Source organism: Oleiharenicola sp. Vm1 (assembly GCF_047777955.1).
Classification (GTDB): Bacteria; Verrucomicrobiota; Verrucomicrobiia; order Opitutales; family Opitutaceae; genus Didemnitutus.
Genome location: NZ_CP180537.1, coordinates 3,840,182 through 3,863,468, shown reverse-complemented (window position 1 = coordinate 3,863,468; position 23,287 = coordinate 3,840,182). Strand labels below are relative to the sequence as shown.

At 70.1% G+C, this 23,287-nt stretch carries 21 protein-coding genes; 10 read left to right on the top strand and 11 right to left on the bottom strand.

Features of this window, described 5'->3' with window-relative positions; translation table 11 throughout:
- Positions 1-15: 15 nt before the first annotated feature.
- From ACMYLB_RS18625 to trhA, 9 genes are all read left to right on the top strand, one after another.
- Positions 16-546 (top strand): DUF3341 domain-containing protein, encoded by a 531-nt coding sequence (locus ACMYLB_RS18625; protein ID WP_415908442.1) that lies wholly within the window; start codon positions 16-18, stop codon positions 544-546.
- A 3-nt stretch (positions 547-549) separates the two neighbouring features.
- Complete coding sequence (locus ACMYLB_RS18620) at positions 550-1,182, top strand: c-type cytochrome (RefSeq protein ID WP_415908441.1); 633 nt, start codon at positions 550-552, stop codon at positions 1,180-1,182.
- 1 nt (position 1,183) lies between these two features.
- A complete protein-coding gene (locus tag ACMYLB_RS18615) occupies positions 1,184-2,476 on the top strand; it encodes a hypothetical protein (protein ID WP_415908440.1) in 1,293 nt (430 codons plus the stop codon).
- A gap of 1 nt (position 2,477) precedes the next feature.
- Positions 2,478-2,819 carry a hypothetical protein gene (locus ACMYLB_RS18610; RefSeq protein ID WP_415908439.1) on the top strand — a complete coding sequence of 114 codons (342 nt, stop codon included), beginning with the start codon at positions 2,478-2,480 and terminating at the stop codon, positions 2,817-2,819.
- A 7-nt stretch (positions 2,820-2,826) separates the two neighbouring features.
- Complete coding sequence (locus ACMYLB_RS18605) at positions 2,827-4,287, top strand: cbb3-type cytochrome c oxidase subunit I (RefSeq protein ID WP_415908438.1); 1,461 nt, start codon at positions 2,827-2,829, stop codon at positions 4,285-4,287.
- Positions 4,284-4,937 carry a cbb3-type cytochrome c oxidase subunit II gene (locus ACMYLB_RS18600; RefSeq protein WP_415908437.1) on the top strand — a complete coding sequence of 218 codons (654 nt, stop codon included), beginning with the start codon at positions 4,284-4,286 and terminating at the stop codon, positions 4,935-4,937. The genes ACMYLB_RS18605 and ACMYLB_RS18600 overlap by 4 nt, the downstream gene beginning before the upstream one ends.
- Position 4,938: 1 nt before the next feature.
- Positions 4,939-5,583: a c-type cytochrome gene (locus ACMYLB_RS18595; protein WP_415908436.1), complete on the top strand. Its 645-nt coding sequence runs from the start codon at positions 4,939-4,941 to the stop codon at positions 5,581-5,583.
- A 125-nt stretch (positions 5,584-5,708) separates the two neighbouring features.
- The gene (locus ACMYLB_RS18590; RefSeq protein ID WP_415908435.1) at positions 5,709-6,674 is read left to right on the top strand and encodes a LysR family transcriptional regulator; all 966 of its coding nucleotides are present in this window, start codon (positions 5,709-5,711) and stop codon (positions 6,672-6,674) included.
- Position 6,675: 1 nt separating this feature from the next.
- Positions 6,676-7,347: a PAQR family membrane homeostasis protein TrhA gene (gene trhA / locus ACMYLB_RS18585; protein ID WP_415908434.1), complete on the top strand. Its 672-nt coding sequence runs from the start codon at positions 6,676-6,678 to the stop codon at positions 7,345-7,347.
- Between the two features lie 19 nt (positions 7,348-7,366).
- On the opposite strand, the gene ACMYLB_RS18580 is transcribed toward trhA, so the two are convergent.
- From ACMYLB_RS18580 to ACMYLB_RS18550, 7 genes are all read right to left on the bottom strand, one after another.
- Complete coding sequence (locus tag ACMYLB_RS18580) at positions 7,367-7,942, bottom strand: hypothetical protein (RefSeq protein WP_415908433.1); 576 nt, start codon at positions 7,940-7,942, stop codon at positions 7,367-7,369.
- 103 nt (positions 7,943-8,045) lie between these two features.
- A complete protein-coding gene (locus ACMYLB_RS18575; RefSeq protein WP_415908432.1) occupies positions 8,046-9,101 on the bottom strand; it encodes a M48 family metalloprotease in 1,056 nt (351 codons plus the stop codon).
- An 8-nt stretch (positions 9,102-9,109) separates the two neighbouring features.
- The gene (locus ACMYLB_RS18570; protein ID WP_415908431.1) at positions 9,110-9,613 is read right to left on the bottom strand and encodes a hypothetical protein; all 504 of its coding nucleotides are present in this window, start codon (positions 9,611-9,613) and stop codon (positions 9,110-9,112) included.
- 394 nt (positions 9,614-10,007) lie between these two features.
- Entirely contained in the window at positions 10,008-11,483 is a 1,476-nt protein-coding gene (locus tag ACMYLB_RS18565) for a PQQ-binding-like beta-propeller repeat protein (RefSeq protein WP_415908430.1), read from the bottom strand.
- A 112-nt stretch (positions 11,484-11,595) separates the two neighbouring features.
- A complete protein-coding gene (locus ACMYLB_RS18560; protein WP_415908429.1) occupies positions 11,596-12,051 on the bottom strand; it encodes a chemotaxis protein CheD in 456 nt (151 codons plus the stop codon).
- A gap of 253 nt (positions 12,052-12,304) precedes the next feature.
- Positions 12,305-12,790 (bottom strand): asparaginase domain-containing protein, encoded by a 486-nt coding sequence (locus tag ACMYLB_RS18555; RefSeq protein WP_415908428.1) that lies wholly within the window; start codon positions 12,788-12,790, stop codon positions 12,305-12,307.
- Between the two features lie 60 nt (positions 12,791-12,850).
- Entirely contained in the window at positions 12,851-13,243 is a 393-nt protein-coding gene (locus tag ACMYLB_RS18550; protein ID WP_415908427.1) for a hypothetical protein, read from the bottom strand.
- A 100-nt stretch (positions 13,244-13,343) separates the two neighbouring features.
- On the opposite strand from ACMYLB_RS18550, the gene ACMYLB_RS18545 reads away from it, so the two are divergent.
- Positions 13,344-14,561, top strand: coding sequence for a sulfatase-like hydrolase/transferase (locus tag ACMYLB_RS18545; protein ID WP_415908426.1), 1,218 nt, complete (start codon positions 13,344-13,346; stop codon positions 14,559-14,561).
- A 10-nt stretch (positions 14,562-14,571) separates the two neighbouring features.
- Here ACMYLB_RS18545 and ACMYLB_RS18540 read toward each other — a convergent pair whose 3' ends face one another.
- From ACMYLB_RS18540 to ACMYLB_RS18525, 4 genes are all read right to left on the bottom strand, one after another.
- Positions 14,572-15,915 carry an amidohydrolase family protein gene (locus ACMYLB_RS18540; RefSeq protein ID WP_415908425.1) on the bottom strand — a complete coding sequence of 448 codons (1,344 nt, stop codon included), beginning with the start codon at positions 15,913-15,915 and terminating at the stop codon, positions 14,572-14,574.
- A 71-nt stretch (positions 15,916-15,986) separates the two neighbouring features.
- Positions 15,987-19,922, bottom strand: a complete 3,936-nt coding sequence (locus tag ACMYLB_RS18535; protein ID WP_415908424.1) for a response regulator — start codon at positions 19,920-19,922, stop codon at positions 15,987-15,989.
- A 182-nt stretch (positions 19,923-20,104) separates the two neighbouring features.
- Positions 20,105-22,375 carry a spermidine synthase gene (locus ACMYLB_RS18530; protein WP_415908423.1) on the bottom strand — a complete coding sequence of 757 codons (2,271 nt, stop codon included), beginning with the start codon at positions 22,373-22,375 and terminating at the stop codon, positions 20,105-20,107.
- Between the two features lie 107 nt (positions 22,376-22,482).
- Entirely contained in the window at positions 22,483-23,193 is a 711-nt protein-coding gene (locus ACMYLB_RS18525; protein WP_415908422.1) for an HAD family acid phosphatase, read from the bottom strand.
- Positions 23,194-23,287 lie beyond the last annotated feature (94 nt).

Genomic DNA, 23,287 nt, shown 5'->3' with positions numbered 1-23,287 from the left:
TCGGAGGCCACGACCATGAAAAAGACTTACGGACTCATCGCCGCCTTCGACACCACGCCCGCGCTCTACCACGCGTGCGAGCACGTGCGCGATGCCGGCTACTCCAAGTGGGACGCGCTCACGCCCTTCCCCGTGCACGGCCTCGACGCCGCCATGGGCATGCGCCGCTCGCGCGTGCCGCGCTTCTCGCTCGCCGGCGGCCTGACCGGCTTCACCACGGGCATGAGCATGATCTGGTTCATGAACTCGTTCGACTACCCGCTCATCGTCGGCGGCAAGCCCTTCTTCTCGCCCATGTTCGCCTTCCCGGTGAGCTACGAGCTGACGATTCTCTTCACCGCGTTCGCCACCATCATCGGCATGTTCCTCCTCAACGGCCTGCCGATGCACTACCACCCGGTGATGAAGGCGCCGCAGTTCGTGCGCGCCCTCGACGACCGCTTCTTCATCGTGATCGAGGCCAACGACCCGAAATTCAACGCCACCGCCACGCGCGAGCTGCTCGCGAAGATCGGCGGCCAGGACATCGCGGAGCTGGAGGAATAACCCATGCGTTACGCCTACTACACGCTCCTCTTCGCCGTCGCCCTGACGATCTCGATCGCGGGCTTCCGCGGCATGCGCTCCACGCAGCCGCCGATCATCGTCTTCCCGGACATGGATTTTCAGGCGAAATACAAGCCCCAGGCCGCTTCGAAGTTCTTCGCCGACGGCCGCGCCGATCGCCCCGCTCCCGCCGGCACCGTGCCGCGCGGCCGCAGCACCGCGGCCGACCCGGATTTCCTCCGCGCCGACGACGCCCACTACGCGGGCAAGAACGCCGACGGCTCCTTCGTGAAGGGCTTCCCGGTTGAAGTCTCCGAGACGATGATCCGCCGCGGCCAGAACCGCTTCAACGTCTACTGCGCGCCCTGCCACGGCGTGAACGGCGACGGCCAGGGCATCACCAAGGCCTACGGCATGGTCGCCACGCCGACCTACCACGACGACCGCCTCCGCACCATGGCCGAGGGCGAGATCTTCAACACCATCACCCACGGCAAGAACACGATGATGCCCTACGCCGACAAGCTCTCGCCCGACGAGCGCTGGGCCGTCATCGCCTACGTTCGCGCCCTCCAGCGCGCCCACCATGCGAAGCTCGACGACGTCCCGCTCGCCAACCGAGGGGAGCTGAAATAACATGGCCACTGCCTCCGCCCCTTCCGCCCCCAAGACCGGCACCGCCCTCGCCGTCGGTGCCGCCGGCCTCGCGGTCACCGCGCTCGGTTTCGCCGTCTCGCCGGCGCAACACGTCGCCACGGCCTACCTCGTGGGCTTCGCGTTCTGCACCGCCATCGCCATCGGCATGCTGCTGTGGGTGCTCATCCACCACATCTTCGACGCCGGCTGGTCTGTCGTGCCCCGGCGCCAGCTCGAACACGGTCTCGCCGCCTTCCTGCCGCTCGCTGTCCTCTTTCTCCCGCTGCTGATCTCTGCCTGGGTCAAGCCCGGCCTGATCTGGCCGTGGATGGACCTCAGTCATCCCCTGCACGGCGGCCATGGCACCATCGCCGACGACCCGCTCTACGTGAAGAAGGCCGGCTTCCTCAGCCTGAACATGTTCACCGGCATGTCCGTCGCATTCTTCGCGATCTGGATCTGGCTGTCGTCCCGCCTCCGGAAAGCCTCGTTCGCCCAGGACAAGGACGGCGATGTCAAGTGGACGCTCAAGAGCCGCGTCACCGCCGCCATGGGCATCCCGCTCGTCGCGCTCTCCCTGACCTTCGCCGCGATCTACTGGATGAAGAGCCTCGAGTATCACTGGTTCTCCACGATGTATGGCGTGTGGTTCTTCGCCAACTGCATGCGCGGCGCGCTCGCGGTCCTTGTGTTCATCATGATCTGGCTGCTCGGCCGCGGCGACTACAAGGGCATCGTCAACACGAACCACTGGCACTGCGTCGGCACGCTCTCGCACGCGTTCACGATCTTCTGGGCCTACGTCACGTTCTCCCAATACTTCCTGATCTGGAACGCCAACGTCCCCGAGGAAACCTTCTGGTATAACCTCCGCGAAATTAACAACAGCGACGGGCTGCCCAACCAATGGAAGTATGTCGGCATGGTCATCCTCTTCGGCCACTTCTTCCTGCCGTTCCTCTACCTCCTCAGCTACCGCCTGAAGAGCACGCCGGCCGGCCTGCGTCGCATCAGCATCGCGATTCTCGCGACCATCCTGATCGACCTCTGCTACAACATCCTCCCCGCGCTCAAGAATGAGCACGGCGACCCGCTGCCGTTCCTCTCGCTGAACCTCCTCTGGGTGATCAGCTCCGTGGTCGGCGTGGGCGGCTTCGGCGTCTGGGCCTACCTGCGCAGCTTTGCCACCGCCGACGCGAAACTCATCCCGATCCGCGATCCGCGCATCGTCGAGTCACTCACGCACCACGACGCCACCGCCCCGGAAGCCGGCGCCGCCTCCACCGCCCACTAACATGAGCGACAACCCGCAAGCCTACGCTTTCCCGCAGCGCACGCCGGTGTTCACCGCCGTCGTGGTGATCCTCGCCGCCGTGTTCTGCGGCTGGCTGATCAACCGCTACTACGCGCCCGCCCCGGCCTTCGACAACCGCGGCAACGCCAACCCCGCCGACTTCGCCGAGGAGCAGCGCTGGAAGATGACGCCCGAAGGCCGCGCCAAGGCCCTCGCCGACCTCCAGCAGAAGGCCCGCACCGACGCCACCACCTACGGCTGGATCGACCAGCCCAAGGGTATCGTCCGCCTCCCCATCGAGCGCGCCATCGAGCTCACCGCCCAGGAGCACGCCCGGAAGTAATTTGCCGATGAATTCCACCGTCCCCAACGCTCGCGCCGAGCAGCAGGAGATCGACGCCTCCGCCAAGTGGCCCGTTCTCGTGTTCTTCAGCCAGGCCATCGCCTGGTTGATCATCGGCGGCGCGCTCCAACTCATCGCCGCCACGCAGCTGCACACGCCGGACTTCCTCGGCTTCCTGTCCGGCTGCGAATGGTTCACCTACGGCCGCGTCAGCGCCGCCGCCAACGTCCTCCTCACCTACGGCTGGGGCTTCAACGCCGGCCTCGGCGTCGCCCTCTGGCTCATGGCCCGCCTCTCCGCTGCCGCGCTCCGCCACGGCGGCTGGCTCATCGCCGCCTGCAAGGCCTGGAACATCACCCTCGGCCTCGGCGCCATCGGTATCCTCGTCGGCGGCACGACCTCCTTCGATCTGCTCGAGATGCCCCGCTGGGTCACCCTGATGATGCTCGTTTCTTACGCCGCCATGGGCGTCTGGGCCATCACCACCTTCAGCGTGCGCAACATCGACAACGTGTTCGCCTCGCAGTGGTATATCTTCGGCGCGGTGCTCTGGTTCCCGTGGCTCTTCGCCGTCGCGCAGACCATGCTCTTCGGCGTGCCGACCCACGGCGTCGTGCAGGCCATCGTCGACGCCTGGTATGTCAACGGCATCCACGGCCTCTGGTTCACCCCGCTCGCCCTCGCCGCCGCCTATTACTTCGTCCCGAAGATCACCGGCCAGCCGATCCACAACTACTACCTCGCCGGCATCGGCTTCTGGTGGCTCGTGGTCTGCACCGCCTTCGCCGGCGGCTCGCGCCTCATCGGCGGCCCGGTTCCCGCCTGGGTCGCGACCCTCGGCGCGGTCGCGAACTACCTGCTCATCCCCGCGGTCGTGATCATCTTCACGAACTTCTTCAAGACCCTCGCCGCCGGCTTCGGCCGCGCCAAGGGCAGCGTGACCTTCAAGTTCATCTTCCTCAGCATCGTCGCCTTCTTCTTCGGCGCCGTGCTGAACCTCGTGCTCTCCAACCGCGGCTTCGCGGTCGACACGCAGTTCACGCTCATCCCCGAGCTGCGCGACTGGGTCATCTCCTACGCCTGCTTCTCCACCGCGATGTTCGGCGCCGCCTACTTCATCGTCCCGCGCCTCGCCGGCCGCCCGTGGCACTCGTCCGCGCTCGTCGCCATCCACTTCTGGCTGACGCTCCTCGGCGTTGTCGCCCTCGTCGTCGGCGTCGGCTACGCCGGCTCCGAGCAGGGCCGGCTGCTGAACAGCAACGTTCCGTTCGCCGACATCACCGCCGCGCTCAAGCCCTGGCTCGCCTTCCGCACCGTCGCCCTGATGGTGCTGCTCGTCGGCCACGTCGCCTTCGCCCTCAACTTCTTCTGGACCGCCTTCAACACCGTCCTGGCGACGGGGCCGAAGGCTGAGTTCGCCAATCCGCCCGCCATGGCCACGACCGCCTCGGAGGGGCAGCACGCATGAAAAACGGTCTCGCCCTCTTCTTCGGCGCCTTCGCCGTCCTCGCGCTCTCGACCGGCGCCGTCCTCTATTCCGCGCACAAGCAGCTCGGCTCGCTGACGCAATACAAGGACCCGGTCGAGGAGACGCTCTATCCCGCGCCGCTCACCGGCCTCGCCGACCAGGGCCGCGCCGTCTATCAGGACCTCGGCTGCGTCTCGTGCCACACCCAGCAGGTGCGGCGCGACGGCTTCGGCGGCGACACCACCCGCCAGTGGGGCACGCGCCAGAGCGTCGCCCGCGACTACATCCGCGAGAAGACCGTGTTCCTCGGCTCCAGCCGCATCGGCCCGGACCTCCGCAACGTCGCCGCCCGCGCCTACGCCGACGAGGCCTACCTCTACACCATCCTCTACGCGCCGCACGCCGTCGCTCCCGGCACCAACATGCCGAGCTACGACTTCCTCTTCGACGTCCATCCGATCCGTCCCGGCCAGGCTTCTCCGCACGCGCTGAAACTCACCGGCAAGGCCGCCCCGGCCCCCGGCTACGAGGTCGTCCCGACGCACCGCGCCCGCGCTCTCGTCGCCTACCTGCGCAGCTTGAACGACGCCTACGAGTATCCCGAAGCCAAGCCCTTCGTCGCCGACGCCAAGAAGGAGGAGGGCAAATAAGATGAGCTCCGAAAATCCCTCGCACCTCGAGCAGTCCGGCGCCTCCGACGAGAGCCTCCAGCAGGTTCACGCCCGCCTCCAGGCGAACAAACCCGAGAAGGCCCAGGGCAACCCGCGCTTCCCGCTCGTGCTGCTCGGCATCATGTGCGCCGCCATCTTCTTCGGCGCCGTCTACCTCGCGCACTACTCGGCCCACTTCGACGCCTCGATCTACAACGAGCACCAGAAGCCCTCCGCGCAGGTCGCCACCGGCCCCGTCATCACGCCCGCCATGCTCGGCAAGCGCGTGTTCACGGCCAACTGCATGACCTGCCACCAGGCCACCGGCCAGGGCGTCCCCGGCGTCTACCCGCCGCTCGCCGGCTCCGAGTTCGTCCTCAAGCCCGAGCACGAGAAGCACATCATCAAGATCGTCCTCTACGGCCTCAACGGCCCGATCACGGTCAAGGGCGCCAACTTCAACAACGCGATGACGCCCTTCGGCGGCATCCTCAAGGACGAGCAGATCGCCAACGTGCTCACCTACGTCCGCTCGGAATGGGGCAACAGCGCCCCCGCCATCACGCCCGAGCAGGTCGCCGCCATCCGCGCCGAGTTCGGCGCCCGCGGCCCCTGGACGGTCGAGGAACTGCTCAAGAGCCCGTAAGCCGCCGCTCGCCCCTTGCAAAGCCGCTCCCGCCCGGAGCGGCTTTTTTTGTTCTCGGACGCGAGCGAGACCCCTGCCGCAACGAAATCTCGACCTGAATCAAATTAACGTTACGGCTCTTGGACGTGAAAGCCGCTCAAGGCGCCGCCAGCGATCCGTTCACCCGCTACACCGGGGTGGAGCTGCGGCATCTGCGCCTGGTCTGGACCGTCGCCGAGGAGCGCAGCCTCACCCGCGCCAGCGAGCGGCTGAACCTCACGCCCTCCGCGCTCAGCCACCAGCTGCGCGTCCTGGAGGAGATCGTCGGCGGCCCCATCTTCCACCGCGAGGGCAAGACCATGCGCCTCACGCCCGCGGGCGACGTCCTGCTCGACGCCGCCGTGCGCGTGCTCAGCACCGTCGCCGACGCCGAGGACCGCCTGGCCAAGCTCAAGCAGGGCCGCGCCGGCACCGTGCGCCTGAGCACCCACTGCTACACCGGCTACCACTGGCTGCCGGCCGTCATCCGCTCCTTCCGCACCGAGCACCCCGAGGCCGACGTGCGCGTGGTCGGCGAGGTCACGCACCGCTCGCTCGACGCCCTCTACAACCGCGAGATCGACCTCTCCATCACGACCGACAAGCCCGAGCGCGCCGGCATGCTCGCCCGCGCCGTCCTGCGCGACGAGGTGCGCCTGCTCGTGCCGCGCGACCATGCGCTGGCGCACAAGCCCTGGCTCGAGCCCGACGAGATCGCCCGCGAGCACCTGCTCATGTATGCGTCGCGTCCGGAGGAGTCGTCGCTCTGCGTCGACATCCTGCGCCCCGCCGGCGAATGGCCGCGCCGCTTCACCTGCGTGCAGCTCACCGAGGCGATCCTCGAACTGGTCAAAGCCGGCATGGGCGTCGCTGCGCTGGCCGAGTGGGCGGTCAAGCCCGCGCTCGCCGACGGCCAGCTCGTCGCCAAGCGCATCACCCGCAAGGGCTGGCACCGCACCTGGCACGCCGTCACCTGGCCCAGGGCCGAGGCCGGTCCGCTGGTGATGAACTTCGTCGACCACCTCGCGCACGAGTTCGCCACCCGGGGCAAGGCCGAGAAGATTTCCGCCTGAAATGTCCGCCGCGACCAAACACGTCCCTGACAGCTACCCGCCGCTGGAGGAACTGGCCAACCGCCTCACCCACGGCGTCGGCGCCGTGCTCAGCGTGGCCGGCCTGGTGTTCCTCGTCGTCTACTCCTCGCTCTACGGCAACGTCTGGCACATCACGAGCACCGCCATCTACGGCGCGACGCTCGTGCTGCTCTACACCGCGTCGACGCTCTACCACAGCGTGAAGTCCCCCAAGTGGCGCCGCCGCTGCCAGCGCTTCGACCACGCCGCCATCTTCCTCCTCATCGCCGGCACCTACACGCCCTTCGTCCTCGGACCGCTGCGCGGCGGCTGGGGCTGGAGCCTCTTCGGCGTCGTCTGGGGCTGCGCCGTGGTGGGCGTGGTCCTGAAATTCTTCTTCGCCGGTCGCGGCGACGTGATCTCGACGATCATCTACCTCGCGATGGGCTGGCTGGTGCTGATCGCGGCGAAGCCGCTCTTCGCCGCGCTGCCGCTCGGCGGCATCTGGCTGCTCGTTGCGGGCGGGCTCTGCTACTCGTTCGGCACGATCTTCTATCTCTGGGAAAAGCTGCCCTTCAACCACGCCGTCTGGCACGTGTGGGTGCTGGCGGGCAGCGTCTGCCACTGGGCGGCCGTCTTCGGCTACGTGGTGCCGCGCGCGGCGCTGCCCTGAGCGCGGCGGGGCACCGGACCTAGCGGGCGGCGAGCTGGAGCGACTGCGCGGCTTTGTCGATCGCCGCCAGGTCGCGCTCGAAGTAGTGGCGCGCCGGCGCGATGAACGTCAGCTGGTAGAGGCGCGCGCCGACGAGCGCGCCGTAGTGCACCTCGCGCAGCTTCAGGCCGACGGGATCGGCGACGCCGTATTCGACGACGAAGCGGAAACCGGGATGCCCGCCGACGGTCTGCGGCGTGTTCTCGATCACCTTCAGCGCCTGCATCTCGCGGTTGGCGCGCAGATCGTCGAGCACGGCGTCGGCGATCTCGAACGGCGTCTGCGTGGCCTCGAGCTTGCGCTTCGAGTGGGCGAGGGGCTCCTTGATCTCGTGATGCGAGAGGACGACGCGCTGGAGCAGCGCTCCGTCCTTCGTGGCGAGCAGGTCGCCCTGGGCGACGTTGCGCGCGGTCGTGAACATCCAGCCGGACGGCACGGTGAGGCTGGCGGCGCCGTCGCCGGTCTTGGCGGTGACGCCGCCGGGCTGCCAGATCTGGCAGCCGGCCAGGAACAATGCCGCGATGGCGGCCAGGAGGGTCAGGATGTGGGGACGCATTGGGAAAGAAAACCTTCGACGTAGGCGCGGTCCGGCGCCTGCGGCGCCAACTCGAGGTAGCGGCGGAACGCGGCGGCCGCGGCGGCGGGCTGCCCGTCCTTCATCAGGACCAACCCGAGGCCGCGGTGCGCGGGGCGAAATCCGGGTGGCGCGCGAGCAGCTGCCGGTAGCGGTCGCGCGCGGTCTGGTTCGCCGCGGGCTCGTTGCGCTTACGGTAGGACTCGGCGAGCAGGAACTCGATCTCCGGCGCGTCGGCGGTGCGGGCGAGGTAGCGCAGCGCCTCGTCGCGGGCGGCGTCGCAGTCGCCGGCCAGGAGCGAGGCCTCGACGTTGCGGCCGAGCACGTCGTGCGTCGCGGCGGCGAACGCCTCCGTCTCGAGGCGGCCGGCGCGCTTCTCCGGCGGCAGGGTGGCGAGGAAGGCGGTGAAATTGTCGATGCGTTCCTGGAGCCGGGGATGGCTGCCGAAGAAGAACGGCTCCTTGAGCTTCGTGCGCCTGGCCTCGGTCTGGAGCTCGCGGAACACCTTCGGGCTCTCGCGCGGGTCGTAGCCGGCGGCGACCAGGCGGTCGAAGCCGACGCGGTCGGCCTCGCGTTCGAGGTCCTGGGAATAGCCGGAGACGGCGGCGAGCGTGCCGACGGCGCCGATCAGGCTGCCGAGGCCGCTGGTGCCGACGACAAAGGTGGCAAGGAACGCCGTCTTGTTCTTCACGCTGCGGAAGCTCTTGACCGCATGTCGGTGCGTCGTGTGCGTGAGCTCGTGGCCGAGCACGGTGGCGAGCTGGGCCTCGTTCTCCATGTGCGCGAGCAGGCCGCTGTGGATGTAGATGACGCCGGTCGGCAGCGCGAAGGCGTTGAGCGTGGGGTCGAGCAGGACGCGGGCGTGGAAGCGGTGACCGTCGGGCAGTGGGTCGGGGTGCAGGCGGTCGAGAATGGCGTCGAGGTAGGCGTCAAGCTGCGGATCGTGGACGCGCAGGCCGCTGCGTTCGATCGCGGCCTGTTCCTCGTCGGCGCGGAGCCAGAGGCGCTGCTCGTCCTGCTCCAGTGCGGTGCCGGCGGTCGTGAGCGGTGCGATGTCGGTGCTCTGGCAGCCGGTGGCGAAGCCGAGCACCAGGGCGAGGCCGGTGCACGCGAGGCGGGGCAGCGTGACTCTCCGGGGCATCGCGGCGGTCAGCGAGCGGCGGAGGCGACCACGGCGCGAGGCAGGCCGGCGAGCAGCATCTTGGCGGTGGCGCGGGCGCCCTCGGGCGTCCGCATGTCGCCGCCGCTGCCGGCATAATTGAACCAGACGACCGTGCCGTCGCGCTCGACCAGCGCCGCAGCGTTCACCGTGATGCCGCCGCGCGGGACGATGAAGACTCCCGTGGCGCCGCCGACAAGGAAGCCGAGCGCCATGAGCGCCTTGCGGCCGCCGGTGGAGTATTCGTCGCGCACGAAGGTGACGAGTAGGCTGTCGGCGCCGAGTGTGTCGAGCAGATGGTCGATGCGTCCGACGTTGTAGGTGAGGGGGCGATCCTGCGCGCGCAGCTCGGCGGGGCCGAACTGGCTGACGAGGTGGTTGAGCGTGATGACCTGGAGCATCGCGATCACCTCGGTCATCTCGCCGTCGATCGCCGACTTCTGCTCCGTGGTGGGCGCGGGAGTCACGCGGTAGCCGGTCTCCTCGGCGAGCACGGGGGCGATGTGGGTGCTGACCTGCTGCGTCCAGTCATCGCGTTTCTCGGAGACGCCGCCGGCGCTCAGTTCGTAGACCTCGACATGCAGCGGCGCGATCTGGGGTTTCAGCTTGGCGACGCGCGCGGGAGCGTCGCTCAGGGTCTTGTGGGTGACCGGGGCGGTCGCGCAGCCGGACAGCGCGGCCAGCAGGATGGCGAGGGTGGCCAGCGGCGCGAAGCGTCGCGCCAGCCGCCCGAGGGGGCAAGGGAAGCAATCATGGGGAAGAGAGCGGCGGCGCGTGGCCCAAACACGCCGCGATCCGGGCGAACAAATCGGCCGGGCCGCGGGGTTCCAAGCCCATTCTTGCCGCGAGGCGCGCGCACGGACTCGCGCGCGCCTCAGGTGCCTGGCGTCACTCGATCGGGAACGCGTAGAGCGTGCCGTTGATGCCGCCGAGCAGGAGCAGGTCGCCGGCGCGCGCGGGCGAGCCGGCGAAGCCCCCGCTGTAGGCGCCGGGCGGGTTCGGCGCGGCGAGACGCCAGACAAGCCGGCCCGTCGCGCGGTCGAGCGCGGCGAGCCCGCCCTGGTGGCGGATCATGTAGGGTTCCTCGGCGGCCAGGGCGGCGTAGACGAATTTATTCGTCACGAGCGGCCGGCCCCACGGGCTGCCGAACACGTCCGTGCGCCAGAGGATGCGGCCGTCGTTCGCATCGAGGCAGGTCACCCGGCGCAGGTCGGACGAGCCGATGTAGGCGACGCCGTTGTTCTCCGGGGCGGCGACGGCGGTCGACTCGACCCACGAGCCCCAGAAGCCGAGCTTCCAGAGCTGCGCGCCCGTGGCGGGATCGAGCGCCTGCAGCACGCTGTCGCGTCCGCCGATGACGAGCTTGTCGCCGATGAAGGCCGGCGAACTTGTCACGGGCGCGGGCGACTTCACCTCCCAGAGGATGTGGCCGGTGGCGCGCTCGGCCGCGACCACGAGGCCGCCGATCGTGCTGAAGAACACGTGCGGCCCGCGCACGGCGGCGGTCGTGCGAATGGCGCCCTGCGACTGGACGCGCCAGACGCGCGCGCCGGTGTCGGCGCGCACGGCGTGGAAGCCGCCGTCGCCGGCGCCGACGTAGAGCACGCCGTCGACGAGCGTCGGCTGCGGGGCGCGATGGTCGAAACCGTCCTCGGGTTGCTGGATCGGGTCGGGCGGGAGGCGCGAGACGCGCGCGTCGCCGAGGTCGTAGCGCCAGAGTTCCTTGCCGTCGGCGCGGGCGAGCTTGAAGAGGTAGCCGTTGTCGCAGACGAAGAACACCGCGTCGTCCGTCGCGAGCGGCTCGCCGAAAAGCGGCCGGCCGGCGGGGAAACTCCACGCCACGGAGCCGTCGGCGACCCGCAACGCCACCAGCACGCCGTTGGTGGTGCCGACGTAGGCGACGCCGGCGTGCACCGTGGGGCCGGCGTAGATCGCGCCGCCGAGCTGCCGCTGCCAGCGCGGCGCCGGCGCCGGCGGCAGGTCGGTCGGGATCGGGGTGTCGGCCGGCAGCTCGGCGACGCGCTCGAGCGTGACGGCGCGCCGGCCGGCGCCGAAGGTGCCGGTGAGCTTGCCGTCCTGCAGCGTGAGGTCGAACGAGTCGCCCGTGTAGCGGGTGCCCTCGCGACGGACCGCGCCGGGCAGCGGCTGGCCGAAGAGATTGAGCTGCTCGAGCGTGAGCGCGACGGCGAGCGCGCCGGACGCGTCGCGTGTGAACTCGAGGCCGAGCAGCGAGAGGTTGTTGGCGCGGGCGTCGCCGGTGCGGCCGAGCCAGCGGCCCTCGATGGGGTCGGGGGCCGCGGGCGGGGTGGCGGACGCAAGCGCGGGCAGGAGCACGCACGCGAACAGGGCGGTAAGCAGGCGCATGACCGCAGCGAAGCCGGGGCCGCCGCCGGCGGCAAACGCGCGGCGACGGACGGCGCGGTGCGGGCGGCCAAAGCCGCGGACGCTGCGGCGAGCGGCAGACGGGCGCGCCGGCTCAGGCGGCGAGCGAGTGCGAGAGGTTCTCGTTGGGCGTCTTCAGCGCGACCGCCCCCGTGCTCACCTCGAGGTGGACGGTGCGGTTGATGTTGCCGCCGACGTCGGTGCGCCGGACGGTGTAACCCTGCTGCGACAGGTAGTTCATCGTGACGCGCTGGTTGCGCTCGCCGATGCGGAAGGGGTCGGTGCCGGCGATCACGCTGGCGCCGCCGGCGACGAAGAGCCGCAGCCGCGAGCGCTCGGCGCGCAGGCCGGCGAGCGCCTTGAAGAAGGCGGGCAGGCCGGTGTCGGCGAACATGGCGGGCTGGCGCGCGGCCTTTTCCGGCGAAATGGAGGACTCCGGCAGCATCAGGTGCAGGATGCCGGCGGCCTTGACCACGGGATCGTAGGCGACAACGCCGATGCAGGAGCCGAGGGCGTAGGTGCTGAGCACGACCTGCGTGTTGTTTGACACGGCCAAGTCACCCACGCCGATGACGACGCGCTGGGCGAAAAGGGACGCAATGGTCGGCGAACCAGCCATAGCTCAGGCGGGCAGGTCGCGGACAGGGCGGCTTGCGGGCGCGTTGGAAAGGGGAAAAAGCATCAATGCCGGAGAGTGACCCCGGCACCTTTCTCGTTCGGCTCCGAGCGGGGGAACTTTAGGGGATTCCCCGGCAATCGCACCGTCTCCGCGCCACGGCGCCCCGCGGGCAGGGCGGGGGCGCTCAGGCCTTGGGCTCGAAGCGGCTGGCGGCGCGGTTCTTCTTCACCTTGTCCGCCGGCGAGACGACGCCGTTCATGGCGATGTAGACCCCGGGCGGCAGGACCTGGAGCGCGCCGACCGCGCAACCGACGTTGAAGACGGCGTCGCTGTCGCGGAACCGGGCCGGCTGCATCGCGCCGGTGAAGACGATGGTCTTGTCGGCGATGCCCTGGAGCTTCGCCGCGGTCGCGGTCATCGTGTCGGTGCCGTGCGTGATGAGGATGAGCTTCTCCGGCGCGGCCTCGACGCGGGAGCGGATGAGCGACCGGTCCTCGTCGGTCATCGCGAGGCTGTCCTTCTGCAGGACGGATTCGACGACGAAGTCGAAGGTGACGTTCGAGTCGCGCAGCAGCGGGCCGATCTGCGGCTCGCCGACCTCGTAGGTGCTGGCGGCGTCGAAGTAGACCTTGTCGATGGTTCCACCGGCGGTGATGACACGGAGACGCATGGGCGGACGATGAAGCCGAAGCCGGCCCGGCCGCAAAGATTTTCCGTTCCGCCTTCCGGGCTAAAACCGACCGCGGGCCACGCCGGCCAGCCACGGTGCGGCTGCCAGCACGAGCAAGCCGAAACCCAGCAGGCCGCCGCGACGCAGGTCGAAGTCCGCGAACACCCGCGGCCAGGAGGCGTGAAACAAGCCGCGCCCAACCCAGACCTCGAAGGCGAGCATCAGGCTTAGCCACGCCCCGCCGACCGCCCACGCGGCCGCGGCGCTGGGCACCGCCAGCCAGGGAGTCGTGAGCCACGCGATGAGGAGGATCAACGCCGAACCGGTGAATACGCCGACTTGCCGGGCACGCTGGTCGCCGAGCGGGCGGTTGAGGAAGCGCACGCGCAGGCTGCCGTGGATCGTCTCCACCAGCGCGATCAGCGCGAAAATAGCCAGCGCCCGTGCCCACATGACGGCCACGATACCCGATTGCCGCCCCGCTGGCTCCGCAGGGGTTGCGGTCCGGCTTTTTGATGCGCCTTTTGCGCTTTTTGTGGCCAACTTCTCCGCCGTGCCCCGGCAACCGAACATCCTCTGGATCGTCACCACCCAGTGGCGCGCGCAGGCCTGCGGCTACGCAGGCGACGCGAACGCGCGCACGCCGTGGATCGACGGCCTGGCGAGCGAGGCGGTGGATTTCGCCCAGGCGGTGACGCCGCACCCGCTGGGGCCGCAGGCGCGGGCGGCGCTGCTGACCGGCCGCCTTTGTCCGGAGAACGGCGTGAGTTCCTACTGGGATCCGCTGCCGACGTCCGCCCGCACGGTCGCGCACGCGCTCGGCGACCGCGGTTACCGGACGGCGTGGTTCGGCAAGTGGCACCTCGCGCCCCGCGACCGCCAGGCGCCCTTCGTCGGCGAGGCGCACGCCCGGCAGGTCGTGCCGCCGGAGCGGCGCGGGGGCTTTGCCCTCTGGGAGGGCTTCGAGGGCGGGTTTTTGCTCAACGATCCGTGGCTGCACGGCACGCGGCTGGCGGAGCCGCGGCAGTTCAAGGGCTACCAGGCGGACGTGCTCGCGCAGCGCGCCGCGGACTGGCTGCGCGAGCCGCACGGCTCCCCGGTGTTCTGCGTCGTCAGCCTCGAGGCGCCGCATCCGCCGTATCACGCGCCCGCGCCGCACGTGCACGAGCCGCGGCCGGCGGAGGTCCGGCTGCGCGCCAACGTCCCGCTCGGCGGCGAGGTCGAGAAAAAGGCCCGCGAGGAGCTCGCGGGTTACTACGCCCACGTCGAGGCGACGGACCGGGCGATCGGCCGCCTGCTGGCGGAAATCGACCTGGGCGAGGCGATCGTGGCGTTCACCTCGGTGCACGGCGACATGCACGGCAGCCACGGGCTGTTCCGCAAGGCCTGGCCGCAGGAGGAGAGCGTGCGCGTGCCGCTGTTGATCCGCGGATTGAGGACGGAAAACCGCGGGCGGCGCGATGATGCGCCCGTGAGTCTCGTCGACCTGCCGCACATGGCGGTGGCGTGGGCGGAGGGGCGGGAGTGGCTCTGCAAGCGGGACAGCGCGGCGATCTCGATGCCGAGCGCGACGGAGATTCCGCTGCAATGCCCGCACGCCTGGCGCGGCTTCCGCACGCCGCGGCACAAGGTCGTGCTGCGCACCGCGGCGGACGGCCGCGAGGTGCCGTGGCTGTGCTTCGACCTGGAGCGCGACCCGCTGGAGCAGCGCAACCTGGCCGACGAGCCCGCGCACGCGGACGAGCTGCGGGAACTGCTGCGGTGGCTGTAGCCGGCGCGCGTTACTTCACGCGCGCGCCGTGCTTGATCACGACGTCGACGCGCTGGAGCAGGTCGATGTAGCGCAGCACGTCGCCCTTCACGGCGATGATGTCGGCGTATTTGCCGGCCTGGATCGTGCCGTAATCCTTGTCGACCCGCATGGCCACGGCGGGCCAGTAGGTGGCGGCGCGGAGGGTGTCCATCGGATCCATGCCGAGCTTGTTCACCCAGATGTCGAGCTCGCGCCAGGTGGACTGGTTGTGGAATTTCATCGGGATGCCGCTGTCGGTGCCGATGAGCAGCACGGCGCCGGAGGTGCGGAGCTGCTGAAATTTCTGCGCCGAGGTCTTCGCGCGGAGCGGCGTGATCTGGTAGTAGGAGAGCCAGCCGGGATGCTGCAGTGACTGCTTGATGTCCGCGACGATGTCCGCGGGGACGCCGAGCTGCCAGCCGGTGTCCTCGATGTGCATCGGGTTGCGGACGCTGTATTCGTAGTTGAAGAAGCCCTCGATCGTCGGCGTCCAGAAGAGCGGGCCGAGCGACATCTGCGCGGTGCGCTCGCGCAGGGCGGCGAGGATGTCCTCCGGATATTCGGGGGCCATGGCGAGGCCGGTGTGCTCGAAGCAGTCGACGCCCACGCGCAGGCCGATGCGGATCTCGTCGGGGCGGTGCGAGTGTGCGACGACGGGCAACTTGTGCTGGTGTGCCTCGTCGACGACGGCCTCGACCTCCTCGAAGGTCATCTGGTCCTGGTCGATCAGCTTCACCACGTTGACGCCGGCGGCGGCGAGCTGGCGGACCTTCGCCCGGGCGTCCTCGGGTCCCTTCACGCCCCAGCGGAACGCCTCGGTGCCGGGGTAGGCCTCGTGCTGGATGAACGGTCCGGAGACGTAGAGCGTGGGGCCGGGGATCTCGCCCCTGGCGATGCGTTCGCGCACGGCGATGCTCGCCTCGAGCGGGGCGCCGAGGTCGCGCGCGCTGGTGACGCCGGCCATGAGCAGCTGGCGCGCGGCGGCGGGCATGATCTCCTTCTCGAGGCGGTGCGGGTAGGTCTTGTCCCAGTGCGCGTAGTCGGAATGGCCGAGCAGCATCGTGTGCACGTGCATGTCCCACAGCCCGGGCAGCACGCTCATGCCGCGGCAGTCGATCACCTGCGCGTCCGCGGGCACGGGGAGGGTCTGCGCGGTGCCGACGGCCTGGATGCGCTGGCCGTCGATGAGAATGACAGAGTCGTTGACGGGCGGCCCGCCCCAGCCGTCGATGAGACGGCCGCCGACGAGGGCGGTGAGCGGCGCTGCGGAGGCGGCGGTGATCAGGCAGGCGCCGGCGAGCAGGGCGACGAGGCGGCGAGGGGTAGTCGTCATGGTGTGCGCCCACCACGCTACGCGCGGCACGCGGGGCGTCAACCGATCGGGCGGCGCGCGGCCGGGCCGGTTCAGGCCGGGTCGCCGGGCGTGGCGCCGAAATACTTCCGCACCATGCCGTGCAGCTCGTCGAGCTTCACCGGCTTGGGCAGGTAGTCGTCCATGCCGGCGGCGAGGCAGCGCTCGCGGTCGCCCTGCACGGCGTTGGCGGTGAGTGCCACGATGCGGGGCTGGCGGGCCTGGGGGAGCCGGGTGCGGATCTCGTGCGTGGCGGCGAGGCCGTCCATCTCGGGCATCTGCACGTCCATGAAAACGAGGTCGTAGTCGCGTTGCTCGGCGGCGCGGACGGCCTCCAGGCCGTTGCTGACGGCGTCGGCGCGGTAGCCGAGGCGGGTGAGGAGGTGGAGCGCGACCTTCTGGTTCACCGGGTTGTCCTCGACGAGGAGGATGTCGAGCGGGATCTCGCGGGCGAGCTCGGCGTGGGGGCGGGCCGGCGCGGGGGCGGCGGGAGGCGGCAGCGCGCCGCCCTTCATGAGGCGGCCGAGGCATTCGCCGAGGAAGCTCGGCTTGATCGGCTTCGGCAGGCGCATCACGAACGGCTCGCTGCTCTGGCCGTGGCGCACGCCGTCGGAGGCGGCAGTGAGCAGCACGACGGGCAGGTGCGGCTGCGCGACCCGGAGCTGCCGGATGAGTTCGTCGCCCGCGACCTCGCCGAGGGCGTGGTCGACGATGGCGATGGCGGGTGATTTCTGCGCCGCGAGCTCGAGGGCGTGCGCCGGGCTCTCGGCCAGCAGCGGCGTGCAGCCCCACTGGGTGAGGCAGGTCTGGAGCGCGTGGCGGTTGACCGCGTGGTCGTCGACGGCCAGCACGGAGATGCCGCCGAAGTTCAGCACGCGGCCGCCGCCGGGCTGCTCCGCCGCCTCGGTCTGGATGTTGAAGCGGAAGCGCGAGCCGTGGCCGAGGTTGCTGGTGACGTCGATCGTGCCGCCCATGAGCTGCACGAGGCGGTCGCAAATCGCGAGGCCGAGGCCGGTGCCGCCGTATTTGCGCGTGGTGGAGGAATCGACCTGGCTGAAGGGCTTGAAGAGCGCGCTCTGGCGGTCGGCCGGGATGCCGATGCCGGTGTCGGCGACGACGAAGTCGAGCAGGCAGGCGCCGGCCGCGTCGGCCGGCGCGGCGAGCTTCACCTCGATGGTGATGAAGCCGCTGGGGGTGAACTTCACCGCGTTGTTCACGAGGTTCACCAGCACCTGGCGCAGGCGCGTGATGTCGCCGACGATCCAGGGCGGCACGTCGGCGTCGACGGAGTAGGCCAGCTCGATGCCCTTGGCCGCGGCTTGGAGGGCGAAGATGTCGAGCGTTTCCTCCACGCACTGGGTGAGCTCGAACGGGTGGCGCTCGAGCTCCATGCGGCCGGACTCGATTTTCGAGAAGTCGAGGATCTCGTTGATGATCGAGAGCAGGGCGTCGCCCGAGGTGCGGATGGTCTGCACGTAGTCGCGCTGCTCGGGCGTGAGCGGCGTCTCCATCAGCAGGCTGGTCATGCCGATGACGCCGTTCATGGGCGTGCGGATCTCGTGCGACATCGAGGCGAGGAACTCGGACTTGGCCCGCGAGGCGGAGTCGGCCTCGGACTTGGCGCGGCGGAGCTGCTGCTCGACCTCGACGCGCGAGGTGATGTCGGTCTCGATGACGATGAAATTCTCGACCGCGCCCTCGTCGTTGAGCACGGGCTGGAGCTCGAGGTGCACGTGGTAGCGCCGGCCGCTGCGGGCGTGGTGGATGACGTCGGTCGTCATCGCCTCGCGGCGCGCGAAGGCGCGGGTGACGCGCTCGACGGCGGTGAGGTCGTCCTCGGGGCTGGAGAGCAGCTCGACGAAGGGCCGGCCGCCGATGTCCTCGAGCGTGTGCTCGGCGAGGCGGCTGAAGCTCTCGTTGACCCACTCGACGCGGCCGTCGGGGCGGGTGATGACGACGGCGTTGTCGGTGCGGCTGGCGACGAGGGAGAGCTTGCGGGTGGCGGCCTGCGAGGCGCGGAGGGCCTCCTGCTGGCGCTTGCGGGCGGTGATGTTCTGGCAGGTGCCGGCCATGCGCAGCGGCCGGCCGATGCGGTCGGTGCCGACGCACTTGGCGCGGAGCGCGAGCCACTCCCACTCGCCGTGGTGGTGCTTCACCCGGAACTCGCCCTCGAACAGCTCGGCCTTGCCGGCGAGGTGCGCGTCGAGCGCGGCGTGGTAGCCCTTGAGGTCGTCGGGGTGGACCAGCTTGAGCAGCGTCTCCTGCATCGCGGGCATGAACGCGGCGTCGTAGCCGAGGGAGTTCCAGAAGCCGGCGCTGTAGATCGCGCGGCCGTCGTTGAGGTTCCACTCGATGACGCCGATGTGCGTGGCCTCGAGGGCGAGGTTGAGGCGCTCGTCGGTGACCTTGAGGCGGGCCTCGATGCGGCGGCGTTCCTCGTTCTCGGAGCGCAGCTGCTCGGAGGTGCTTTCGGCGGCGCGCTGGCGGTTGCGGGCGGACTGCGCGAGGTTGACGACGAGGCCGAGCAGCACGGAGACGCCGAGGCCGGACACGAGCGCGACCTCGGGCAGGAACTGGCGGTTCGGGGCGATGAACTCCGGGCGCGGCACGAGCTCGAGGGTGACGCGCTGGCCGAGCAGGTTGAAGGCGGCGGACTGGCGCAGGCGCTCGTTCGGCTGCGCCTCGCGGTCGGCCGAGCGGAACACCACGACGTCGCGCGCCTTCGGGTCGAGCGCCTGCGGGTTGAGGAAGCGCGCGGTGAACTCGTAGCGGGAGGAGATGTTGAGGCGGTCGTCGATCGAGTCGAAGAGCTTGGACAGCGTCATCTCGCCGACGATGTAGCCGTCGAAGCTGCCGCCGCTGAGCACGGTGGCATAGACGGCCAGCGAGGGCGGCTGCACGGGGGAGACGATCGGCGCGGCGAGGGCGAAGGCGAGGGTCTCGCGCGCGGCGGTGAGCGCCTGGAGGCGGAGCGGGTCGCGGCGGTGGTCGAAGGACGCGGCGTCCTCGTTGCCCTCGCGCGGCCAGAACCAGCGGGTGCGGAAATTGGCGTCGACCCAGCTGATCGAGCGGTAGGCGGGGAAATCCTGCGCATGCGCGCGGGCGTCCTTCTCCCAGCTGGCGAGGGGCGTGCCGCCGGAATCGGTCCAGCGCTCGGCCATGCGCCGGAGGTTGTTGATCTGCACCTCGGTCTCGGCCTTGAAGGCGGAGGCGATGGTGTTGAGGGTGAGCTGGGTGGTGTTGTTGAGGTAGGCGATCTCCCGCTCGCGCAGCGTCACCCAGAAGAGCAGCGTGATCGTGGTGCTGACCGTGACCACGGGCAGCCACAGCCAGCGCGGGCCGCTTTCGTCGGCGGTCTGGCTGGCGTCGCGCGCGGCGAGCAGGACGAGGGCGACGCCGAGGAGCTGGAGGGCGATCGCGGCCTGCGGGCCGATGTGCGCGTGGTTGATCCAGAAATCCAGGCGGGCGAGGCCGATGCGGCTGGCGAGCACGGCGGTGAAGCCGTAGGCGCACGCGAGCGAGCCGACCAGGGCCAGCAGCAGCGGTCGGCGCGGGTCCGGGCGCTCGCTGCCGAGCCAGGCGAGCAGGGCGCCTGTCGCCACGAGCAGGCCGGCGAGCAGGGTCGGCACGCGGCCGATGTCTGCCCCCTCGATCAGGCGGTCGTGGCGCACGAGGATGTTCTCGACGTCGGGCCACCAGTGCAGCTCCGCGCTGAGCAGGGCCACCACCGCCAGCAGCATCGCCGCCAGCGCGGGCAGCGAGGAAAAGCGCCGGCCCGGCAGCAGCGCGCAGAGCAGCGGCGTGATGCCGAGGGCGAGGAAGCAGAACGCGGCGTTCGCGGGCAGCGGCACGTCGTAGGCGCGCGGCTGCACCCAGTTCACCTGGCCGGTCCACCAGCCGACCAGCACCAGTCCGCCCAAAACGGCCACGGCCATGAACGGGAGCAGATGCAGGTTGCGCAGCAGGGGGGTCGAGGTGCCCTTCGACATTACTCAGCCCGGACGCTACGGAGGGCGGCCGGCGCATAGCAATGAGAAATAGGTGTTTCTACCTAGGCTTCAGCGGCCGCCGTTTGCCACCGGGGAGAGCGCGCCGCGAAACCAGTCCAGCGCGAGGCGCAGCGCGCGCGGATCGATGGCGTGCGCCCCCGCGGGACCAGCGCGGCGGAGGTTCAGCGCAAGATGCCGACGAGGCTCGCGCGGTCGTCCGTCCAGAGGATGGTCTGCGCCGTCTCGTCCGGCGGCTCGTCCGCCGCATCCTGGAAATCCGCGTGGGCGAACTTCAGCGGGTCGCGGCTGAGCAGCATCCAGGTGGTGCGGTAGAGCCACCACTCGTCGTCCTTGGGATTGTTGGAGAGGGTGACGAGGCTGAGCTGGTAGCGCTGCGCCAGCGCCTCGACCACCGGGCGCAGGTCGAGGTAGCGGTTGGAGATGTGCACTGCGATGACGCCGTCGGGCTGGAGGTGTTTCAGGTAGACGGCGAAGGCCTCCGCGGTGAGGAGGTGGACGGGGATGGCGTCGCTGCTGAAGGCGTCGAGCGCGAGCACGTCGAAGTGCTGCGGCGCGTCGTGGGCGAGCTCGTCCTCCATCGCGAGGCGCGCGTCGCCGAGCACGATCTTCACGTCGGCCGCGGTCTGGGTCAGGTAGGTGAAGCGCTCGCGGGCGAGGTGGAGCACGGCGGGGTTGATCTCGTAGATGCGCAACTGGTCGCCGGCCTGCCCGTAGGCGGCGAGCGTGCCCGCGCCGAGACCGACGAAGCCGAAGCGGCGCCCGCCCGGCTTCGGCGCGGCGTGCTCGAGCGCGAGGCCGATGCCGCTCTTCGGGCCGTAGTAGGTCGTGGCCCAGGTGTTGTAGGGCGGGCGGGCGAACTGCAGGCCGTGCGTGGTGATGCCGTGGCTGAGCAGGTAGCTGTAGGAGATCGAGCCCGGCTCGCCAAAGGGGCGGACCTTGAGCGTGCCGTAGAAATTGCGCGAGGCGTCGATCAGGCCGGCGTTCGTGCCGGTGATCTGGATGAAGAAGACCGCTCCGAGCAGGGCGGTGAGCGCAAGCGGCAGGAAGGAGAAGCGCACGCGCCACTCGTCGTCGCGCGCGCGGATCGCGCCGCGCAGCGACCACAGGAGCACGAGCAGCACCGCGGCGGCCCACCAGCGGTATTCGACGTAGAAGGCGTGGTAGGTGGCGTAGTAGTTCTTCAGCTGCGCGAGCGGGCCCGGCTCCGTCGCCCGGCCGAGGAAGAACAGCGGCAGCAGCGCCACGCCCGCCAGCGTGCCGGCGCCGATGCCGAGGACGATGGTGCGGCTGCGCTGCACGAGGGCGAGCGCGGCGAGCAGATACGCCAGCGCCCAGTAGCCGAGGTGGAGCTCGTAATAGTCGTTGAACACGAGCGGCGCGACCACCGCGACGAAGAAGCCGCCGAGCGCGCCGCCGGTCGCGAGGTGGAGGTAGAAGCTCGTGAGGTGCCGCGGTGCCGGCCGCAGGCGGTAGGCCTCGCCGTGGCAGATCATGCACGCGACGAAGAGCGCCGCACAGTAGCCGGTGATCTGCTGCGCGATCGGCGCATGCAGGCCGCTGGAGACGAAGTAGCCCACCGCCACGCAGGCGAGGACGAACAGCGCGGCGAAGACGCCGCGCGCATACCAGCGCGGGTGGTCGAAGCACAGGATGAAGCTCAGCAGGTAGAGCGCGAGCGGCAGCACCCAGAGGAACGGGATCACCGCGACGTCGACGCACAGCTTGCTCGTGGTCGCCACCAACAGCACCGAGGCGACCGCGGGCAGCGCGAGCCAGAAGAAGCGCTGCAGGCGCGTCGGCTGGTCCGCGGCGGTGTCATCGTCGGCCGTGGCCGGCGCGGCGGGCGCCGGCGGATCGGCGCGGCGGATTTGCCACGCGCAGGCGCCGCACAGCCCGGCGAAAAGCACGAGCGCGGCCGACCAGCCCCAGGCCTGCGTCGAGCGCGCGAGCAGCGGCTCGATCGCGAACGGATACCCGAGCAGCGCGAGCAGCGAGCCGACGTTCGAGAGCGCGTAGAGCCGGTAGGGCGACTGGCCGGGATGGCGCAGGCTGAACCAGCGCTGCAGCAGCGGCCCGGTGGCGGAGAGCAGCAGATACGGCAGGCCGAGCGTCGCCGTCAGCAGCAGGAGGATGCGGCGCGTCGGCTCGTCGCCCGCGGCCGGTTTCCACGCCGTGTCGGGGATGATCGGCAGCCACGCCAGCGACAGCGCGAGGAGGACGAGGTGCGTGAGCGCCTGCGTGCGCGGCTTCAGGCGCGTCGACGTGAAGTGCGCGTAGGCGTAGCCGGCGAGCAGCAGGGTCTGGAAAAACAGCAGGCAGGTCGTCCACACGCCGGGCCCGCCGCCGAACCAGGGCAGGATGTATTTGCCGATCAGCGGCTGGACGAGGAAGAGCAGGAACGCGCCGAGGAAGATCGTGAGGGCGTAAAGCATCCGGTGGACGGGAGCGGTCGGGAGCGGGTGGGGCTGAGGCGTGGACAGGCGACGCGGCAATCGGTTTCCACCCGTTCACCGCCGGCGACCGGCCACAGGCGGGCCGTTCACTTCGCGATGTAGAAGGGATTCGGCAGCTTGAAGGTCCGCTCGGCGTAGCCGCCGGCGAGGTCGCTGGCCTGGTCGCCGATGTTGGCGATGATCGTGTAGCCCTCCGCTTCGACGAGCTTCTTGCGCGTGGCGGTCTTGAAGCTCTCCGTCGTGCCGACGTAGCCGTTCGGCTTGTAGAACACCCGGGTGTAGCCGCCGAGGCCGTCGGCGCGGAGATTGTTCTCCGTGCCGGGCTGGTCGGAGGTCTTGCGGCCGGTGATGAAGATGATCGCGAGGTTCTTCGCGCGGGCGGCGAGGTAGACTTCGCGCACGGGCGCGATCGGCGTGGCGTCGGCCTCCGCGACCCACTCGTCCCAGAGCTTCGGCACGTAGCCGAAGTCCATCGCGCGCATGTGGTGCAGGTTCGACAGCAGGGTCTCGTCGAGGTCGAAGACCACCGCGAGCTTCCCGCCCCCGCGGGCGGCGCGCTGCTCGATCCACGCCTTGGCTTCCGCGGCGACGGCGGCGAGCCCGGCCTCGTAGCGGCCGTCGTCGATGTAGGCCTTGATGTCCTGCTTGAGCAGGTAAAGGTTGTAGGGCTCGGCGGTCGCGGCGGCGGCCGGAGCGGTGGCGTCGCGGCTGGGGGTGCGCGACGGGGGATTGACGCAACTGGCGAGAGCCAGAACGAGACCGGCCAACAGCGCCGGCACTGCGAAACGCTTGAGCATCCCGCCACAGTGCGGGCGGCGGGGGAAAACTCAATCGGTTAACGGCCGGACGCGTGTCGGGCGCCGCCGGGGACGCGCCGCGGGCTTGACGATC

Coding starts and splice junctions, on each gene's coding strand:
- ACMYLB_RS18550 (WP_415908427.1), bottom strand. CDS start 13,243: ATGTGGGCACGGGCGCTGGCTATTTTCGCGCTGATCGCGCTGGTGGAG.
- ACMYLB_RS18540 (WP_415908425.1), bottom strand. CDS start 15,915: ATGACGACTACCCCTCGCCGCCTCGTCGCCCTGCTCGCCGGCGCCTGC.
- ACMYLB_RS18620 (WP_415908441.1), top strand. CDS start 550: ATGCGTTACGCCTACTACACGCTCCTCTTCGCCGTCGCCCTGACGATC.
- ACMYLB_RS18600 (WP_415908437.1), top strand. CDS start 4,284: ATGAAAAACGGTCTCGCCCTCTTCTTCGGCGCCTTCGCCGTCCTCGCG.
- ACMYLB_RS18610 (WP_415908439.1), top strand. CDS start 2,478: ATGAGCGACAACCCGCAAGCCTACGCTTTCCCGCAGCGCACGCCGGTG.
- ACMYLB_RS18580 (WP_415908433.1), bottom strand. CDS start 7,942: ATGCGTCCCCACATCCTGACCCTCCTGGCCGCCATCGCGGCATTGTTC.
- ACMYLB_RS18605 (WP_415908438.1), top strand. CDS start 2,827: ATGAATTCCACCGTCCCCAACGCTCGCGCCGAGCAGCAGGAGATCGAC.
- ACMYLB_RS18625 (WP_415908442.1), top strand. CDS start 16: ATGAAAAAGACTTACGGACTCATCGCCGCCTTCGACACCACGCCCGCG.
- ACMYLB_RS18565 (WP_415908430.1), bottom strand. CDS start 11,483: ATGCGCCTGCTTACCGCCCTGTTCGCGTGCGTGCTCCTGCCCGCGCTT.
- ACMYLB_RS18595 (WP_415908436.1), top strand. CDS start 4,939: ATGAGCTCCGAAAATCCCTCGCACCTCGAGCAGTCCGGCGCCTCCGAC.
- ACMYLB_RS18575 (WP_415908432.1), bottom strand. CDS start 9,101: ATGCCCCGGAGAGTCACGCTGCCCCGCCTCGCGTGCACCGGCCTCGCC.
- ACMYLB_RS18615 (WP_415908440.1), top strand. CDS start 1,184: ATGGCCACTGCCTCCGCCCCTTCCGCCCCCAAGACCGGCACCGCCCTC.
- ACMYLB_RS18530 (WP_415908423.1), bottom strand. CDS start 22,375: ATGCTTTACGCCCTCACGATCTTCCTCGGCGCGTTCCTGCTCTTCCTC.
- ACMYLB_RS18555 (WP_415908428.1), bottom strand. CDS start 12,790: ATGCGTCTCCGTGTCATCACCGCCGGTGGAACCATCGACAAGGTCTAC.
- ACMYLB_RS18525 (WP_415908422.1), bottom strand. CDS start 23,193: ATGCTCAAGCGTTTCGCAGTGCCGGCGCTGTTGGCCGGTCTCGTTCTG.
- ACMYLB_RS18535 (WP_415908424.1), bottom strand. CDS start 19,922: ATGTCGAAGGGCACCTCGACCCCCCTGCTGCGCAACCTGCATCTGCTC.
- trhA (WP_415908434.1), top strand. CDS start 6,676: ATGTCCGCCGCGACCAAACACGTCCCTGACAGCTACCCGCCGCTGGAG.